Here is a 17,376-nt window from a genome sequence, read left to right as displayed (position 1 = left end):
GTACGGAAGTTGAGCCCCGCAGTCGCAACGAAGTCGTTCAGAAAGTTGTTGACGAACTGCGAAACACGGTTCATAATCTCGCTTCTCTGCTGCTGAAAACGCAGCGCTGCTGAGGGGTTCAAGATTCCTCGCAGAAATGCTCTTTAAAAATTAACAGCCGATAAGTGTGGGCGCTTGATGAAAGCGAGCTGATCCTCGGATCAGATAGCGAAAGTATCAAGAGTCTCACACTAAAGTAAGTCAGGTTTATGAAGTGATTCATATTCCTGTCAGCTTTGAGTGAGCGACCGGTTCGAAAGAACCGAAAACAGTAACAGGTTTGAACTGAAGAGTTTGATCCTGGCTCAGATTGAACGCTGGCGGCATGCCTTACACATGCAAGTCGAACGGCAGCACGGGTGCTTGCACCTGGTGGCGAGTGGCGAACGGGTGAGTAATACATCGGAACATGTCCTGTAGTGGGGGATAGCCCGGCGAAAGCCGGATTAATACCGCATACGATCTACGGATGAAAGCGGGGGACCTTCGGGCCTCGTGCTATAGGGTTGGCCGATGGCTGATTAGCTAGTTGGTGGGGTAAAGGCCTACCAAGGCGACGATCAGTAGCTGGTCTGAGAGGACGACCAGCCACACTGGGACTGAGACACGGCCCAGACTCCTACGGGAGGCAGCAGTGGGGAATTTTGGACAATGGGCGAAAGCCTGATCCAGCAATGCCGCGTGTGTGAAGAAGGCCTTCGGGTTGTAAAGCACTTTTGTCCGGAAAGAAATCCTTGGCTCTAATACAGCCGGGGGATGACGGTACCGGAAGAATAAGCACCGGCTAACTACGTGCCAGCAGCCGCGGTAATACGTAGGGTGCGAGCGTTAATCGGAATTACTGGGCGTAAAGCGTGCGCAGGCGGTTTGCTAAGACCGATGTGAAATCCCCGGGCTCAACCTGGGAACTGCATTGGTGACTGGCAGGCTAGAGTATGGCAGAGGGGGGTAGAATTCCACGTGTAGCAGTGAAATGCGTAGAGATGTGGAGGAATACCGATGGCGAAGGCAGCCCCCTGGGCCAATACTGACGCTCATGCACGAAAGCGTGGGGAGCAAACAGGATTAGATACCCTGGTAGTCCACGCCCTAAACGATGTCAACTAGTTGTTGGGGATTCATTTCCTTAGTAACGTAGCTAACGCGTGAAGTTGACCGCCTGGGGAGTACGGTCGCAAGATTAAAACTCAAAGGAATTGACGGGGACCCGCACAAGCGGTGGATGATGTGGATTAATTCGATGCAACGCGAAAAACCTTACCTACCCTTGACATGGTCGGAATCCTGCTGAGAGGCGGGAGTGCTCGAAAGAGAACCGGCGCACAGGTGCTGCATGGCTGTCGTCAGCTCGTGTCGTGAGATGTTGGGTTAAGTCCCGCAACGAGCGCAACCCTTGTCCTTAGTTGCTACGCAAGAGCACTCTAAGGAGACTGCCGGTGACAAACCGGAGGAAGGTGGGGATGACGTCAAGTCCTCATGGCCCTTATGGGTAGGGCTTCACACGTCATACAATGGTCGGAACAGAGGGTTGCCAACCCGCGAGGGGGAGCTAATCCCAGAAAACCGATCGTAGTCCGGATTGCACTCTGCAACTCGAGTGCATGAAGCTGGAATCGCTAGTAATCGCGGATCAGCATGCCGCGGTGAATACGTTCCCGGGTCTTGTACACACCGCCCGTCACACCATGGGAGTGGGTTTTACCAGAAGTGGCTAGTCTAACCGCAAGGAGGACGGTCACCACGGTAGGATTCATGACTGGGGTGAAGTCGTAACAAGGTAGCCGTATCGGAAGGTGCGGCTGGATCACCTCCTTTCCAGAGCTTCTCGCACAAGTTGAGCGCTCACGCTTATCGGCTGTAAATTAAAGACAGACTCAGGGGTCTGTAGCTCAGTCGGTTAGAGCACCGTCTTGATAAGGCGGGGGTCGTTGGTTCGAATCCAACCAGACCCACCACCGTCTTGTGTGGCGGTACACACCTGAGGCAAATCTGTACATGGGGGCATAGCTCAGCTGGGAGAGCACCTGCTTTGCAAGCAGGGGGTCGTCGGTTCGATCCCGTCTGCCTCCACCAATCCTCAATGACAAACATTCGAATGATGATTGTTCGAGTCTTTGTCATTGGCGATTGAGCCAGTCAGAGGATATCAACAGATATCGGCTGTCGTTCTTTAACAATCTGGAAGAAGTAAGTAATTTGGATAGCGGAAGCGTCTCGAGATGGACGTGGAAGTTATCCGGGTTGTGATTGTATCGATGTATCTCAAGATGATTCGGGTCTACTCCCTTCGGGAGTGGGGCCTGCGTAAGCGCTAAAGCGCTAACGCCGGACCGACATCAATTGGAATACGGCACAACGCGAGAACTCAACCTGTAGCGGCTGTCGAGAGACAGACTCGTTATAGGGTCAAGCGAACAAGTGCATGTGGTGGATGCCTTGGCGATCACAGGCGATGAAGGACGCGGTAGCCTGCGAAAAGCTACGGGGAGCTGGCAAACGAGCTTTGATCCGTAGATGTCCGAATGGGGAAACCCACTCCTTTTGGAGTATCCATGGCTGAATACATAGGCCATGTGAAGCGAACGCGGTGAACTGAAACATCTAAGTAACCGCAGGAAAAGAAATCAACCGAGATTCCCAAAGTAGTGGCGAGCGAAATGGGATGAGCCTTGCACTCTTTATTTGTATTGTTAGCCGAACGCTCTGGAAAGTGCGGCCATAGCAGGTGATAGCCCTGTAGGCGAAAACAGTATGAAAGAACTAGGTGTGCGACAAGTAGGGCGGGACACGTGAAATCCTGTCTGAAGATGGGGGGACCATCCTCCAAGGCTAAATACTCGTGATCGACCGATAGTGAACCAGTACCGTGAGGGAAAGGCGAAAAGAACCCCGGGAGGGGAGTGAAATAGATCCTGAAACCGCATGCATACAAACAGTCGGAGCCTCGTAAGGGGTGACGGCGTACCTTTTGTATAATGGGTCAGCGACTTACGTTCAGTAGCAAGCTTAACCGTATAGGGCAGGCGTAGCGAAAGCGAGTCCGAATAGGGCGTTCAGTTGCTGGGCGTAGACCCGAAACCAGGTGATCTATCCATGGCCAGGATGAAGGTGCGGTAACACGTACTGGAGGTCCGAACCCACTAACGTTGAAAAGTTAGGGGATGAGCTGTGGATAGGGGTGAAAGGCTAAACAAACCTGGAAATAGCTGGTTCTCTCCGAAAACTATTTAGGTAGTGCCTCGTGTCTCACCTTCGGGGGTAGAGCACTGTCATGGTTGGGGGGTCTATTGCAGATTACCCCGCCATAGCAAACTCCGAATACCGAAGAGTGCAATCACGGGAGACAGACATCGGGTGCTAACGTCCGGTGTCAAGAGGGAAACAACCCAGACCGCCAGCTAAGGTCCCCAAATATAGCTAAGTGGGAAACGAAGTGGGAAGGCTAAAACAGTCAGGAGGTTGGCTTAGAAGCAGCCACCCTTTAAAGAAAGCGTAATAGCTCACTGATCGAGTCGTCCTGCGCGGAAGATGTAACGGGGCTAAGCTATATACCGAAGCTGCGGATGCGAGCTTTGCTCGCATGGTAGGAGAGCGTTCCGTAAGCCTGCGAAGGTGCCTTGTAAAGGGTGCTGGAGGTATCGGAAGTGCGAATGCTGACATGAGTAGCGATAAAGGGGGTGAAAGGCCCCCTCGCCGTAAGCCCAAGGTTTCCTACGCAACGTTCATCGGCGTAGGGTGAGTCGGCCCCTAAGGCGAGGCAGAAATGCGTAGCTGATGGGAAGCAGGTCAATATTCCTGCACCATTGTTAGATGCGATGGGGGGACGGATCGCGGAAGGTTGTCCGGGTGTTGGAAGTCCCGGTCGCTGCATTGGAGAAGGCGCTTAGGCAAATCCGGGCGCGTAATTCAAGGGTGTGGCGCGAGCTCCCTAGGGAGCGAAGCAATTGGAAGTGGTTCCAAGAAAAGCCTCTAAGCTTCAGTCTAATGATGACCGTACCGCAAACCGACACAGGTGGGCGAGATGAGTATTCTAAGGCGCTTGAGAGAACTCGGGAGAAGGAACTCGGCAAATTGGTACCGTAACTTCGGGATAAGGTACGCCCTTGTAGCTTGACTGGCCTGCGCCAGGAGGGTGAAGGGGTTGCAATAAACTGGTGGCTGCGACTGTTTAATAAAAACACAGCACTCTGCAAACACGAAAGTGGACGTATAGGGTGTGACGCCTGCCCGGTGCCGGAAGATTAAATGATGGGGTGCAAGCTCTTGATTGAAGTCCCGGTAAACGGCGGCCGTAACTATAACGGTCCTAAGGTAGCGAAATTCCTTGTCGGGTAAGTTCCGACCTGCACGAATGGCGTAACGATGGCCACACTGTCTCCTCCCGAGACTCAGCGAAGTTGAAGTGTTTGTGATGATGCAATCTACCCGCGGCTAGACGGAAAGACCCCATGAACCTTTACTGTAGCTTTGCATTGGACTTTGAACCGATCTGTGTAGGATAGGTGGGAGGCTATGAAACCGGAACGCTAGTTTCGGTGGAGCCGTCCTTGAAATACCACCCTGGTTTGTTTGAGGTTCTAACCTTGGCCCGTGATCCGGGTCGGGGACAGTGCATGGTAGGCAGTTTGACTGGGGCGGTCTCCTCCCAAAGCGTAACGGAGGAGTACGAAGGTACGCTAGGTACGGTCGGAAATCGTGCTGATAGTGCAATGGCATAAGCGTGCTTAACTGCGAGACCGACAAGTCGAGCAGGTGCGAAAGCAGGTCATAGTGATCCGGTGGTTCTGTATGGAAGGGCCATCGCTCAACGGATAAAAGGTACTCTGGGGATAACAGGCTGATACCGCCCAAGAGTTCATATCGACGGCGGTGTTTGGCACCTCGATGTCGGCTCATCTCATCCTGGGGCTGTAGCCGGTCCCAAGGGTATGGCTGTTCGCCATTTAAAGAGGTACGTGAGCTGGGTTTAAAACGTCGTGAGACAGTTTGGTCCCTATCTGCCGTGGGCGTTGGATATTTGAAGGGGGCTGCTCCTAGTACGAGAGGACCGGAGTGGACGAACCTCTGGTGTACCGGTTGTCACGCCAGTGGCATCGCCGGGTAGCTATGTTCGGAAGAGATAACCGCTGAAAGCATCTAAGCGGGAAACTCGCCTTAAGATGAGATATCCCTGGGGACTAGATCCCCTTGAAGGGTCGTTCGAGACCAGGACGTTGATAGGTCAGGTGTGTAAGCGCAGTAATGCGTTCAGCTAACTGATACTAATTGCCCGTAAGGCTTGATCCTATAACAAGTCTGTCTCGATGCCCGTTAGCGCTTTAGCGCTTACGGACATCGAGCGTCGAGTGCAAGGCACTCGACGTACTGCGGTTGAAGTACCGCGTACGTGTGAGATACAGCTCACAACCTAAATTACTGCTTCTTCCAAGATTGGTTGCGCTGCGAAGCAACGCAACAACCCCCTTTGCCTGATGACCATAGCGAGTCGGTCCCACCCCTTCCCATCCCGAACAGGACCGTGAAACGACTCTACGCCGATGATAGTGCGGATTCCCGTGTGAAAGTAGGTAATCGTCAGGCTCCCCTCAAGCCAGAAACCCCCGCCCGAAAGGCGGGGGTTTTTGCATTGCGGCGCCATAAAGCATGCGTTGAAGCGCCGTATGACAGGGGCCGCGTGTCGAATGTACCGGCTCAAATCGGAATCGCTCCCCGCGAGATTGGCGCAAATGAATCTCGCCTATTGGGGGCGGGCTGTCGCCAGCAATTGGTGCTGCTAAAGCCACCGTCCTTCTACCTCCTGTTCGCTCTGGTGGCCCATCGGAGCTGCAACGGGAAATCGCGTTGGCAACGTCTCCATGGCTATCCTCCGTCCGGCCTTGCCCGACGTCGACCGCGATCAGCCGTGCCTAGCCCTCGTCGTCCGATACTCGGTCAACCGCTCCTGATCGTCGGCTTACGAGGTGTATCTTCTGCCAAAATTTTTCGTACCTCGTGCGGCAGCGGGATGCGTCTTGCATTCGCTCCGCCTTCCGTGTGTTGTTGGCAAGAGCGGGCAGGATGTCACTGCTCCCGGCTCCCTTGTCGCATGAATCCGCGCGACTGAACGCCGGCAGAGGCACAGTTGCCATTAAGCGCCATTCGATCAACGGGTCATATCTCGCCTCGAAAGAGCTCCATCGAGGAGTAATACACGTGCTTGAGCTGCAGCAAGAAGTGACTCGACCAAGAGCTGGCCGCGCCGTGACGTATCGGGGTCTGGCGAGATCCAAAAATCGGCGCGGCTCTCCTCGACGGCCGCTCGTTGACGCTTCTTGCCCCTTCTGTAGCGCGTAGTTTTCCTCGATCAGCGAATAGATGGCACCGCATACACGGTCCCGCCCTTCACCCATCGGCGTGAGGTGCGTGCCGCCTGACGCGCGTTCCGTGCATGCCGTATTCGGATCGCCGGACGGAGAGTCTCCTGCAGGCGGAAGCTGGTGCACGGTGCCCCGGTCTTGATTCCCGGTCAGCTCGAGCATTGCCGCGCAGCGTATGTCGGATGTCGATGCTTCGGCGACACCCATCGGCTCTCCGTCGTCTTGGTGAGCGTGAGGTGAAGGGCGCCTACGTAGAATCCGACACGGAGAATCGCGTTCAGTTGGACGACGGCGCATAAGAGCGGTTGCGATATCGCGTGTACGCCGAAGATCTGCTGTGATAAGCGACCACGTACGGACGTGAGCCGGTTGCACGACGAGATGCGTCGGTGCCAAGCAGCAGCATTCGACGCGGCAGCAGCAGGGTCGTGGGGATGCCTGGACTTAGCGCGTCGTCGGCTATAGCGCATGCGTAGAGAATCGCCGGAATCATCCTGCGGGGCGTGGTCGGGCCACTGCATCTCGATTCATCGGTTGTGCCGCGCGAGCCGACGTACGCCCAACCCGGGCGTTCCGCATCGTTTGCTTCAACCATTGATACTCGCCGAGCGCCAAGCATGCCTCTGGCGCTGCGCGGTGAAGCCATAAGCCGGGCCTGGCTGTCGGACCGTCACCAGCGGGGACCCGGCAGGCGCTATAGGCGTCTTCCGGCGCCGCGGCATGTGCCGTTGCAACCACGAGGATTGCCATTACAGAAAACGCGGACGCAGGGAGACTTGTACCGCGGGCTGGAGGGTGACTCGAGACGGTATCGTGCCCTCCGGTGAAGTCGTCGAACGCAGCTGAGCGAATTCGGTGGTGGAGCTGGGAGAGGTGGGCGGAAGCCGCGTCAGCACGGGGCGCCGGGAACCAAGAGAAGGCGCTGCCCTCGCCGCTCGCTACAAACCTCTATTTCCCGCCGGAAATGCCACCGAGCCTCCCGCGAACCATCGCCACCCGAGCTCGCCGAACCCGCCCGGCACGAAATTTGCCGAAATTTTGTGTCTACCCGCTTGGCATTGTGTGAAAGAGGCCGTATGATGGCGGTCTTTCGTTTTCAGCGCAGATGCAGATCGGCGTTGAGGGCGGAGTCTGACGAAGATGTGGCGCCGATCGGCAACATCTCGCGCTTGCCTTAGCCGGGCGAGAGCGGGGTCGGCGGGAAGCAGAAGTCGGGAAGAAAGTGAAAATAATCTTCCGGATGTGCTTGACAGGAGTGCGATGCACCCCCATAATCGTCAGTTCTCTACGGAGGGGTGCCCGAGTGGCTAAAGGGGGCAGACTGTAAATCTGTTGGCTTACGCCTACGTTGGTTCGAATCCAACCTCCTCCACCAAGATATCAGCGCAGTGAGCGGTAAGGAATCGTTAGTGGCCCGTGCGGGTGTAGCTCAATGGTAGAGCAGAAGCCTTCCAAGCTTACGACGAGGGTTCGATTCCCTTCACCCGCTCCAGATCGCTAAGTTGAAGCGTAGCGCCCATGTGGCTCAGTGGTAGAGCACTCCCTTGGTAAGGGAGAGGTCGGCAGTTCGATCCTGCCCATGGGCACCAGCAGTAAAAAGTCAGTGTCTTGTTTGCGCGCGGCGCAACCTGTGAAATTCCTTTTGGGAGTCGAAAATGGCCAAGGGTAAATTTGAGCGGACCAAGCCGCACGTGAACGTTGGTACGATTGGTCACGTTGACCACGGCAAGACGACGCTGACGGCAGCGATCACGACGGTGCTGACGAAGAAGTTCGGCGGCGAAGCGAAGGCATACGACCAGATCGACGCGGCACCGGAAGAAAAGGCGCGCGGCATCACGATCAACACGGCACACGTCGAGTACGAAACGGCTAACCGCCACTACGCACACGTCGACTGCCCGGGCCACGCTGACTATGTGAAGAACATGATCACGGGCGCAGCGCAGATGGACGGCGCGATCCTGGTTTGCTCGGCAGCAGACGGCCCGATGCCGCAAACGCGTGAGCACATCCTGCTGGCGCGTCAGGTTGGCGTTCCGTACATCATCGTGTTCCTGAACAAGTGCGACATGGTTGACGACGCGGAACTGCTCGAGCTGGTCGAGATGGAAGTTCGCGAACTCCTGTCGAAGTACGACTTCCCGGGCGACGACACGCCGATCGTGAAGGGTTCGGCGAAGCTGGCGCTGGAAGGCGACACGGGCGAGCTGGGCGAAGTGGCGATCATGAGCCTGGCCGACGCGCTGGACACGTACATCCCGACGCCGGAGCGTGCAGTTGACGGCGCGTTCCTGATGCCGGTGGAAGACGTGTTCTCGATCTCGGGCCGCGGTACGGTGGTGACGGGTCGTGTCGAGCGCGGCATCGTGAAGGTCGGCGAGGAAATCGAAATCGTCGGTATCAAGCCGACGGTGAAGACGACCTGCACGGGCGTTGAAATGTTCCGCAAGCTGCTGGACCAAGGTCAGGCAGGCGACAACGTGGGTATCCTGCTGCGCGGCACGAAGCGTGAAGACGTGGAGCGTGGCCAGGTTCTGGCGAAGCCGGGTTCGATCACGCCGCACACGCACTTCACGGCTGAAGTGTACGTGCTGAGCAAGGACGAAGGCGGCCGTCACACGCCGTTCTTCAACAACTACCGTCCGCAGTTCTACTTCCGTACGACGGACGTGACGGGCTCGATCGAGCTGCCGAAGGACAAGGAAATGGTGATGCCGGGCGACAACGTGTCGATCACGGTGAAGCTGATCGCTCCGATCGCGATGGAAGAAGGTCTGCGCTTCGCGATCCGCGAAGGCGGCCGTACCGTCGGCGCCGGCGTCGTCGCCAAGATCATCGAGTAAGCCAGTTATTCGTTGATCGACAGTTTTGGGGCTGGCATCAGCCGGCCCCAACATGGTTTAGGGGTATAGCTCAACTGGCAGAGCGTCGGTCTCCAAAACCGAAGGTTGGGGGTTCGATTCCCTCTGCCCCTGCCAAAAATCGCCACGTGTCCCACGTGGCATTTGTTTTAAGGTGTTATGGCGAATCCATCCGTCGAAACTGTAAATACCTCCGGCGATAAGCTGATGCTGGCCCTGGGCGTATTGCTGGTGTTGGCCGGATTCGTGGGCTTCTTCTGGCTGACCAATCAGCAGTGGTATGTCCGCGGTGCCGCGTTGGCGGTAGGTATCATCGCCGGCGTGGCCGTCGGGCTGATGTCCGCCCCTGGCAAGAGCCTCATCGCGTTTGCCAAGGATTCGTACAAGGAAGTCCGGAAGGTCGTATGGCCCACCCGCAAGGAAGCAACGCAAACCACACTCGTCGTGTTCGGTTTCGTGCTTGTGATGGCGATTTTCCTCTGGTTGAGCGACAAATCGATCGAATGGGTGATTTTCTCGGCGATTCTGGGTTGGAAATGATATGAGCGATACTCCGGCATCCCCGAGCGGAAAGCGTTGGTACGTCGTGCACGCCTACTCCGGTATGGAGAAGAGCGTGCAACGTGCGCTTCAAGAGCGTATCGAACGTGCTGGCATGCAGGACAAATTCGGTCAGATCCTGGTTCCGACCGAAGAAGTGGTCGAAGTCAAAGGCGGCCACAAGGCTGTGACCGAACGTCGTTTCTTCCCCGGCTACGTGCTGGTGGAAATGGAAATGACGGACGAAACGTGGCACCTCGTGAAGAACACCGCGAAGGTCACCGGTTTCGTCGGCGGTGCGCGTAACCGCCCGACCCCGATTTCCCCGAAGGAAGTCGAGAAGATCATGTCGCAGATGCAGGAAGGCGTCGAAAAGCCGCGCCCGAAGACCCTGTTCGAAGTCGGCGAGATGGTGCGTGTCAAGGAAGGCCCGTTCACGGACTTCAACGGCACCGTCGAAGAAGTCAACTACGAGAAATCGCGCGTGCGTGTGTCGGTCACCATCTTTGGCCGCTCCACCCCGGTCGAACTCGAGTTCGGCCAGGTCGAAAAAGTTTGATCCCGATTCGGTGGGCAGCCTCGGCTGCCCACCTTCGCGCTTACGGCCCGCGTCATGGTCGTTGAGGAGCGTCAGTAGCCAGCGGCGAAAGCGCGTTATCACTCACCGAACGCCTTCCCGGCGTTCCAATGAGGTTTCAAATGGCAAAGAAGATTATCGGCTTTATCAAGCTGCAGATCCCTGCAGGTAAAGCCAACCCGTCGCCGCCGGTCGGTCCGGCACTGGGCCAGCGCGGCCTGAACATCATGGAGTTCTGCAAGGCGTTCAACGCGCAGACTCAAAGCATGGAGCCGGGTCTGCCGGTGCCGGTGGTCATCACGGCATTCGCTGACAAGAGCTTCACGTTCGTGATGAAGACGCCGCCGGCGACCGTCCTGATCAAGAAGGCGGCGAAGGTGGACAAGGGCTCGAGCAAGCCGCACACCGACAAGGTCGGTTCGATCACGCGCGCTCAAGCCGAAGAAATCGCGAAGACCAAGATGCCGGACCTTACGGCAGCTGATCTGGACGCAGCCGTTCGCACCATCGCTGGTAGCGCACGCTCGATGGGTATCACTGTGGAGGGCGTGTAAATGGCTAAGATCTCCAAGCGCCGTCAGGCATTTGCCGCCAAGGTCGATCGTCAGAAGCTGTACGCGATCGAAGACGCACTGAGCCTCGTGAAGGAATGCGCGAGCGCGAAGTTCGACGAGTCGATCGACGTCGCAGTCCAGCTCGGCATCGACGCGAAGAAGTCGGACCAGGTCGTTCGTGGTTCGGTCGTTCTCCCGGCAGGTACGGGCAAGTCGGTTCGCGTTGCCGTGTTCGCGCAAGGCGAAAAGGCCGAGCAGGCGCGTGCAGCAGGCGCGGAAATCGTCGGTATGGAAGACCTGGCTGAGCAGATCAAGGCTGGCCAGATGGACTTCGACATCGTGATCGCTTCGCCGGATACGATGCGTATCGTCGGTACGCTCGGTCAGATCCTGGGCCCGCGCGGCCTGATGCCGAACCCGAAGGTCGGTACGGTCACGCCGGACGTCGCAACCGCCGTCAAGAACGCGAAGGCTGGTCAGGTGCAATTCCGTGTCGACAAGGCCGGTATCATCCACGCGACCATCGGCCGTGCATCGTTCGAGCCGACCGCGCTGCGTTCGAACCTGTCGGCGCTGATCGAAGCGCTGCAGAAGGCGAAGCCGGCAACGAGCAAGGGCGTGTACCTGCGCAAGATCGCACTGTCGAGCACGATGGGCGTCGGCGTGCGTGTCGACCACGCTACGCTGGCAGCACAGTAAGCAAGTATTCGGGCCGCTTCGTTCGCGAAGCGGCCTACATGGGCTTTGGGCGGTTGTTCGTGCAGTAGGGCGGACAACCGGTTATCAAAGACCGTTGGTGGGGCGCAGCAGGCAGGCGATCCCTTAATTCAAGCCAACGCAGATGGCGAACCCGAAAAAGTTTTGCAGTGGTGAAGCCGCAGGCCGCGAAGCGATTCGCGGCGTGAGGTGGAAATACTCCTAACGAGGTCGGACGCCGTTGTTGAACGAGGTACGTGAGGTTTCGGTCATACCGGCCATGCCGAACGTATCGTTTCTGGAGGCTAACCGTGCCGCTTAATAGAGAAGACAAGCAAGCCGTCGTCGCTGAGGTTTCCGCGCAAGTCGCGAAGGCCCAGACCGTTGTGCTGGCTGAGTATCGTGGAATTGCGGTTGGCGATCTGACCAAGCTGCGCGCGAAAGCGCGTGAGCAACAGGTTTACCTGCGCGTGTTGAAGAACACGCTGGCGCGTCGCGCCGTCGAAGGTACGCCTTTTGCTCCGCTGGCAGAGCAGATGACTGGTCCCCTGATCTACGGCATCTCGGAAGATGCCATTGCCGCTGCTAAGGTCGTCAACGACTTCAGCAAGAGCAATGAAAAGTTGGTCATCAAGGCTGGTTCGTTCGATGGCAAGGTGATGGACAAGGCTGGCGTGCAAGCGCTGGCAAGCATCCCGAGCCGCGAAGAACTGCTCTCGAAGCTGCTGTTCGTTATGCAATCGCCTGTTTCGGGCTTCGCGCGTGCTCTCGCCGCGCTGGCCGAGAAGAAGCAAGCGGAAGCTGCGTAAGCGAACGTGCATCAGCGTTACTGATCGCTGGCTGTATCCGAATTCAATTTAGGAGTATTTCAAATGGCAATCGCAAAAGAAGACATCCTGGCAGCAGTCGAAGGGATGACCGTTCTGGAACTGAACGAACTGGTCAAGGCGTTCGAAGAGAAGTTTGGCGTGTCGGCAGCTGCAGTGGCAGTCGCTGGCCCGGCAGGCGGCGGCGCAGCTGCTGCAGCAGAAGAGAAGACCGAATTCACGGTCGTCCTGGCTGAAGCCGGCGCCAACAAGGTTTCGGTCATCAAGGCCGTTCGCGAACTGACGGGCCTGGGCCTGAAGGAAGCGAAGGACCTGGTTGACGGTGCACCGAAGCCCGTCAAGGAAGGCGTCGACAAGGCTGCTGCTGAAGAAGCCAAGAAGAAGCTGGAAGAAGCTGGCGCGAAGGTCGAAGTCAAGTAAGTTTCGGCGCGCTGTGCGAAGGCTGGCGGTATTTTCACCGCCGGCCTTTTTGTGCTTTGTGGGGACGTTATTCTGGCACTCATTCGGGAGCCCGAATAATCGGCCCCAGAAGCCAAAGAAAACCGCTTGATCGTTGTGATGAATCACTCACGATTGGCGGTTCTCTTTGTCTTCTGAAGCGACTGCAGAAGGCAAGTTTGGTCGGGTAGCGGGCAACACAGGCATCCGCTGCCGTCAGCCAGCGGTTGGTAGCGGCCAACCACCAAGCTTCTCGGCTCGTTCAAGCCGTCGAACGGCCATCGGGTCTCAGTCGGTGAACACTCGGGTTTGAAACGTCCAGGTATTCCGCCTCGATAGCACCCGCCGTGATTCGGAGATCGTATGCAATATTCCTTCACCGAGAAGAAGCGCATTCGCAAGAGTTTCGCGAAGCGCCCCATCGTTCACCAAGTTCCGTTCTTGCTGGCTACCCAGCTTGAATCATTCAGCACGTTTCTGCAAGCCGATGTGCCCGCGACGCAACGTAAGCCTGAGGGTTTGCAGGCCGCGTTCACATCGGTATTTCCCATTGTTTCGCACAACGGTTTCGCGCGCCTCGAGTTCGTGAGCTATGCGCTGTCCTCGCCGGCATTCAACATCAAGGAATGCCAGCAGCGGGGCCTGACGTACTGTTCCGCGCTGCGCGCGAAGGTCCGCCTCGTCATCCTCGACAAGGAATCGCCGAACAAGCCGGTCGTCAAGGAAGTGAAGGAGCAGGAAGTGTACATGGGCGAAATTCCGCTCATGACGCCGACGGGCTCGTTCGTCATCAACGGCACCGAGCGTGTCATCGTCTCGCAGCTGCACCGTTCGCCGGGCGTGTTCTTCGAACACGACAAGGGCAAGACGCACAGCTCGGGCAAGCTGCTGTTCTCGGCACGGATCATTCCGTACCGCGGCTCGTGGCTCGACTTCGAATTCGATCCGAAGGACATCCTGTACTTCCGCGTCGACCGTCGCCGCAAGATGCCGGTCACGATCCTGCTGAAGGCCATCGGCCTGACGCCGGAGCAGATCCTCGCGAACTTCTTCGTGTTCGACAACTTCACGCTGATGGACGAAGGCGCGCAACTCGAGTTCGTGCCCGAGCGCCTGCGTGGTGAAGTCGCGCGTTTCGACATCACGGATCGCGACGGCAAGGTCATCGTCCAGAAGGACAAGCGGATCAACGCGAAGCACATTCGCGACCTCGAAGCCGCGAAGACCAAGTTCATCTCGGTGCCGGAAGACTATCTGCTCGGCCGCGTGCTGGCGAAGAACGTCGTCGACGGCGATACCGGCGAAGTGATCGCGAGCGCGAACGACGAAGTCACGGAGAGCGTGCTCGAGAAGCTGCGCGAAGCGGGCATCAAGGACATCCAGACGCTCTACACGAACGATCTGGACCAGGGCCCGTACATCTCGTCGACGCTGCGTGTCGACGAAACGACCGACAAGACGGCCGCGCGCATCGCGATCTACCGCATGATGCGTCCGGGCGAGCCGCCGACCGAGGAAGCGGTCGAGGCCCTGTTCAATCGTCTGTTCTACAGCGAAGAAGCGTACGACCTGTCGAAGGTCGGCCGCATGAAGTTCAACCGCCGCGTCGGCCGTGACGAGATCGTCGGCCCGATGACGCTGCAGGACGACGACATCCTCGCGACGATCAAGATCCTCGTCGAGCTGCGCAACGGCAAGGGCGAAGTGGACGACATCGACCACCTCGGCAACCGTCGCGTGCGTTGCGTCGGCGAACTGGCGGAAAACCAGTTCCGCGCGGGTCTCGTGCGTGTCGAGCGCGCGGTCAAGGAACGCCTCGGCCAGGCCGAAAGCGAAAACCTGATGCCGCACGACCTGATCAACTCGAAGCCGATTTCGTCGGCGATCCGCGAGTTCTTCGGTTCGTCGCAGCTGTCGCAGTTCATGGACCAGACCAACCCGCTGTCGGAAATCACGCACAAGCGCCGTGTTTCCGCACTGGGCCCGGGCGGTCTGACGCGTGAGCGCGCAGGCTTCGAAGTCCGCGACGTGCACCCGACCCACTACGGCCGCGTGTGCCCGATCGAAACGCCGGAAGGTCCGAACATCGGCCTGATCAACTCGCTCGCACTGTACGCGCACCTGAACGAATACGGCTTCCTCGAGACGCCGTACCGCAAGGTCGTGGACAGCAAGGTGACCGACCAGATCGACTACCTGTCGGCGATCGAGGAAGGCCGCTACATGATCGCCCAGGCGAACGCCGCGATCGACGAGAACGGCCAGCTGATCGACGAACTCGTGTCGTCGCGCGAAGCCGGCGAAACGATGATGGTCACGCCGGACCGGATCCAGTACATGGACGTCGCGCCGTCGCAGATCGTGTCGGTGGCAGCCTCGCTGATCCCGTTCCTCGAGCACGATGACGCGAACCGTGCATTGATGGGTTCGAACATGCAGCGTCAGGCCGTGCCGTGTCTGCGTCCGGAAAAGCCGGTCGTCGGTACGGGCATCGAGCGCACCTGCGCGGTCGACTCGGGTACGACGGTCCAGGCGTTCCGCGGCGGTGTGGTCGACTACGTCGACGCAGGCCGTATCGTGATTCGCGTGAACGACGACGAAGCGGTCGCGGGTGAAGTCGGTGTCGACATCTACAACCTGATCAAGTACACGCGTTCGAACCAGAACACGAACATCAACCAGCGTCCGATCGTGAAGATGGGCGACAAGGTCTCGCGCGGCGACGTGCTGGCCGACGGCGCCTCGACGGACCTGGGCGAGCTCGCGCTCGGCCAGAACATGCTGATCGCGTTCATGCCGTGGAACGGCTACAACTTCGAGGATTCGATCCTGATCTCGGAGAAGGTGGTCGCGGACGATCGCTACACGTCGATCCACATCGAAGAGCTGAACGTCGTTGCACGCGACACGAAGCTCGGGCCGGAAGAAATCACGCGCGACATCTCGAACCTGGCGGAAGTCCAGCTCGGCCGTCTCGACGAATCGGGCATCGTGTACATCGGTGCTGAAGTCGAAGCAGGCGACGTGCTGGTCGGCAAGGTCACGCCGAAGGGCGAGACCCAACTGACGCCGGAAGAGAAGCTGCTGCGCGCGATCTTCGGCGAGAAGGCTTCGGACGTGAAGGACACGTCGCTGCGCGTGCCGTCGGGCATGAGCGGCACCGTGATCGACGTCCAGGTGTTCACGCGTGAAGGCATCCAGCGCGACAAGCGTGCGCAACAGATCATCGACGACGAACTGAAGCGCTACCGTCTCGACCTGAACGACCAGCTGCGTATCGTGGAAGGCGACGCGTTCCAGCGTCTCGCACGCATGCTCGTGGGCAAGGTCGCGAACGGCGGTCCGAAGAAGCTCGCGAAGGGCACGAAGATCGACCAGGCTTACCTGGAAGACCTCGACCACTACCACTGGTTCGACATCCGCCTCGCGGACGACGAAGCAGCGGCGCAGCTCGAAGCGATCAAGAACTCGATCGAAGAGAAGCGTCACCAGTTCGATCTGGCGTTCGAAGAGAAGCGCAAGAAGCTCACGCAAGGCGACGAACTGCCGCCGGGCGTGCTGAAGATGGTCAAGGTGTACCTCGCGGTGAAGCGCCGTCTGCAGCCTGGCGACAAGATGGCAGGCCGTCACGGTAACAAGGGTGTCGTGTCGAAGATCGTCCCGATCGAAGACATGCCGTACATGGCCGATGGCCGTCCGGCAGACGTCGTGCTGAACCCGCTCGGCGTGCCGTCGCGGATGAACGTGGGTCAGGTTCTGGAAGTGCACCTCGGCTGGGCCGCGAAGGGCCTCGGCTGGCGTATCGGCGAAATGCTGCAGCGTCAGGCGAAGATCGAGGAACTGCGCACGTTCCTGACGAAGATCTACAACGAGTCGGGCCGCCAGGAAGATCTGGAAAGCTTCACCGACGACGAGATCCTCGAACTCGCGAAGAACCTGCGCGAAGGCGTGCCGTTCGCGACGCCGGTGTTCGACGGTGCGACCGAGGAAGAAATGGGCAAGATGCTCGACCTCGCGTTCCCGGACGACATCGCCGAACAGCTGGGCATGAACCCGTCGAAGAACCAGGTCCGCCTGTACGACGGCCGCACGGGTGAAATGTTCGAACGTCGCGTGACGCTCGGCTACATGCACTACCTGAAGCTGCACCACTTGGTCGACGACAAGATGCACGCGCGTTCGACCGGCCCGTACTCGCTCGTCACGCAGCAGCCGCTGGGTGGTAAGGCGCAGTTCGGTGGCCAGCGTTTCGGTGAAATGGAAGTGTGGGCGCTCGAAGCGTACGGCGCGTCCTACGTGCTGCAGGAAATGCTGACGGTGAAGTCGGACGACGTGACCGGCCGGACGAAGGTGTACGAAAACCTCGTCAAGGGTGATCACGTGATCGATGCAGGCATGCCGGAATCCTTCAACGTGCTCGTGAAGGAAATCCGCTCGCTCGGTATCGATATCGATCTCGACCGCAATTAATCGGACTACGGAGAG

Annotated in this window: 8 protein-coding genes, 6 tRNA genes and 3 rRNA genes; all 17 read left to right on the top strand. The window is 58.2% G+C overall.

Annotation, left to right across the window (positions count from 1 at the left end; all coding sequences use genetic code 11):
• The first annotated feature begins 321 nt into the window (after positions 1 to 321).
• The 17 genes from BLS50_RS07160 (at position 322) to rpoB (ending at position 17,361) form a co-directional block, all read left to right on the top strand.
• Positions 322 to 1,854, top strand: a 16S ribosomal RNA gene (locus BLS50_RS07160).
• A gap of 63 nt (positions 1,855 to 1,917) precedes the next feature.
• Positions 1,918 to 1,994 (top strand) — tRNA-Ile (locus BLS50_RS07155).
• Positions 1,995 to 2,036: 42 nt separating this feature from the next.
• Positions 2,037 to 2,112: transfer RNA gene (locus BLS50_RS07150), tRNA-Ala, on the top strand.
• A gap of 331 nt (positions 2,113 to 2,443) precedes the next feature.
• Positions 2,444 to 5,325, top strand: a 23S ribosomal RNA gene (locus BLS50_RS07140).
• 181 nt (positions 5,326 to 5,506) lie between these two features.
• Positions 5,507 to 5,619 (top strand): 5S ribosomal RNA (rrf, locus tag BLS50_RS07135).
• Together the 16S, 23S and 5S rRNA genes with 2 tRNA genes alongside form the textbook arrangement of a ribosomal RNA operon.
• A gap of 2,065 nt (positions 5,620 to 7,684) precedes the next feature.
• Positions 7,685 to 7,770 (top strand) — tRNA-Tyr (locus BLS50_RS07130).
• A gap of 43 nt (positions 7,771 to 7,813) precedes the next feature.
• Positions 7,814 to 7,887: transfer RNA gene (locus BLS50_RS07125), tRNA-Gly, on the top strand.
• Between the two features lie 22 nt (positions 7,888 to 7,909).
• Positions 7,910 to 7,984: transfer RNA gene (locus tag BLS50_RS07120), tRNA-Thr, on the top strand.
• A gap of 66 nt (positions 7,985 to 8,050) precedes the next feature.
• Positions 8,051 to 9,241, top strand: coding sequence for an elongation factor Tu (tuf, locus tag BLS50_RS07115; RefSeq protein WP_011350666.1), 1,191 nt, complete (start codon positions 8,051 to 8,053; stop codon positions 9,239 to 9,241).
• 59 nt (positions 9,242 to 9,300) lie between these two features.
• A tRNA-Trp gene (locus BLS50_RS07110) sits at positions 9,301 to 9,376 on the top strand.
• A 42-nt stretch (positions 9,377 to 9,418) separates the two neighbouring features.
• The gene (gene secE, locus BLS50_RS07105; protein ID WP_006477202.1) at positions 9,419 to 9,799 is read left to right on the top strand and encodes a preprotein translocase subunit SecE; all 381 of its coding nucleotides are present in this window, start codon (positions 9,419 to 9,421) and stop codon (positions 9,797 to 9,799) included.
• Position 9,800: 1 nt separating this feature from the next.
• On the top strand, positions 9,801 to 10,358 hold the full coding sequence (nusG, locus tag BLS50_RS07100; RefSeq protein ID WP_006400672.1) for a transcription termination/antitermination protein NusG: 558 nt from the start codon (positions 9,801 to 9,803) through the stop codon (positions 10,356 to 10,358).
• A gap of 140 nt (positions 10,359 to 10,498) precedes the next feature.
• The gene (gene rplK / locus BLS50_RS07095) at positions 10,499 to 10,930 is read left to right on the top strand and encodes a 50S ribosomal protein L11 (RefSeq protein WP_074801579.1); all 432 of its coding nucleotides are present in this window, start codon (positions 10,499 to 10,501) and stop codon (positions 10,928 to 10,930) included.
• Positions 10,931 to 11,629 carry a 50S ribosomal protein L1 gene (rplA, locus tag BLS50_RS07090; RefSeq protein ID WP_006477200.1) on the top strand — a complete coding sequence of 233 codons (699 nt, stop codon included), beginning with the start codon at positions 10,931 to 10,933 and terminating at the stop codon, positions 11,627 to 11,629.
• A 308-nt stretch (positions 11,630 to 11,937) separates the two neighbouring features.
• The gene (gene rplJ / locus BLS50_RS07085; protein ID WP_011546647.1) at positions 11,938 to 12,435 is read left to right on the top strand and encodes a 50S ribosomal protein L10; all 498 of its coding nucleotides are present in this window, start codon (positions 11,938 to 11,940) and stop codon (positions 12,433 to 12,435) included.
• Between the two features lie 63 nt (positions 12,436 to 12,498).
• Positions 12,499 to 12,873: a 50S ribosomal protein L7/L12 gene (gene rplL / locus BLS50_RS07080; RefSeq protein WP_006477198.1), complete on the top strand. Its 375-nt coding sequence runs from the start codon at positions 12,499 to 12,501 to the stop codon at positions 12,871 to 12,873.
• Positions 12,874 to 13,254: 381 nt separating this feature from the next.
• Positions 13,255 to 17,361, top strand: a complete 4,107-nt coding sequence (gene rpoB, locus BLS50_RS07075) for a DNA-directed RNA polymerase subunit beta (protein WP_011546646.1) — start codon at positions 13,255 to 13,257, stop codon at positions 17,359 to 17,361.
• The last annotated feature ends 15 nt before the right edge of the window (positions 17,362 to 17,376 follow it).

Source organism: Burkholderia orbicola, assembly GCF_900100915.1.
GTDB lineage: Bacteria > Pseudomonadota > Gammaproteobacteria > Burkholderiales > Burkholderiaceae > Burkholderia > Burkholderia orbicola.
Note: the sequence above shows the minus strand (reverse complement) of the source record. Positions and strands in the feature narration are given on the sequence as shown.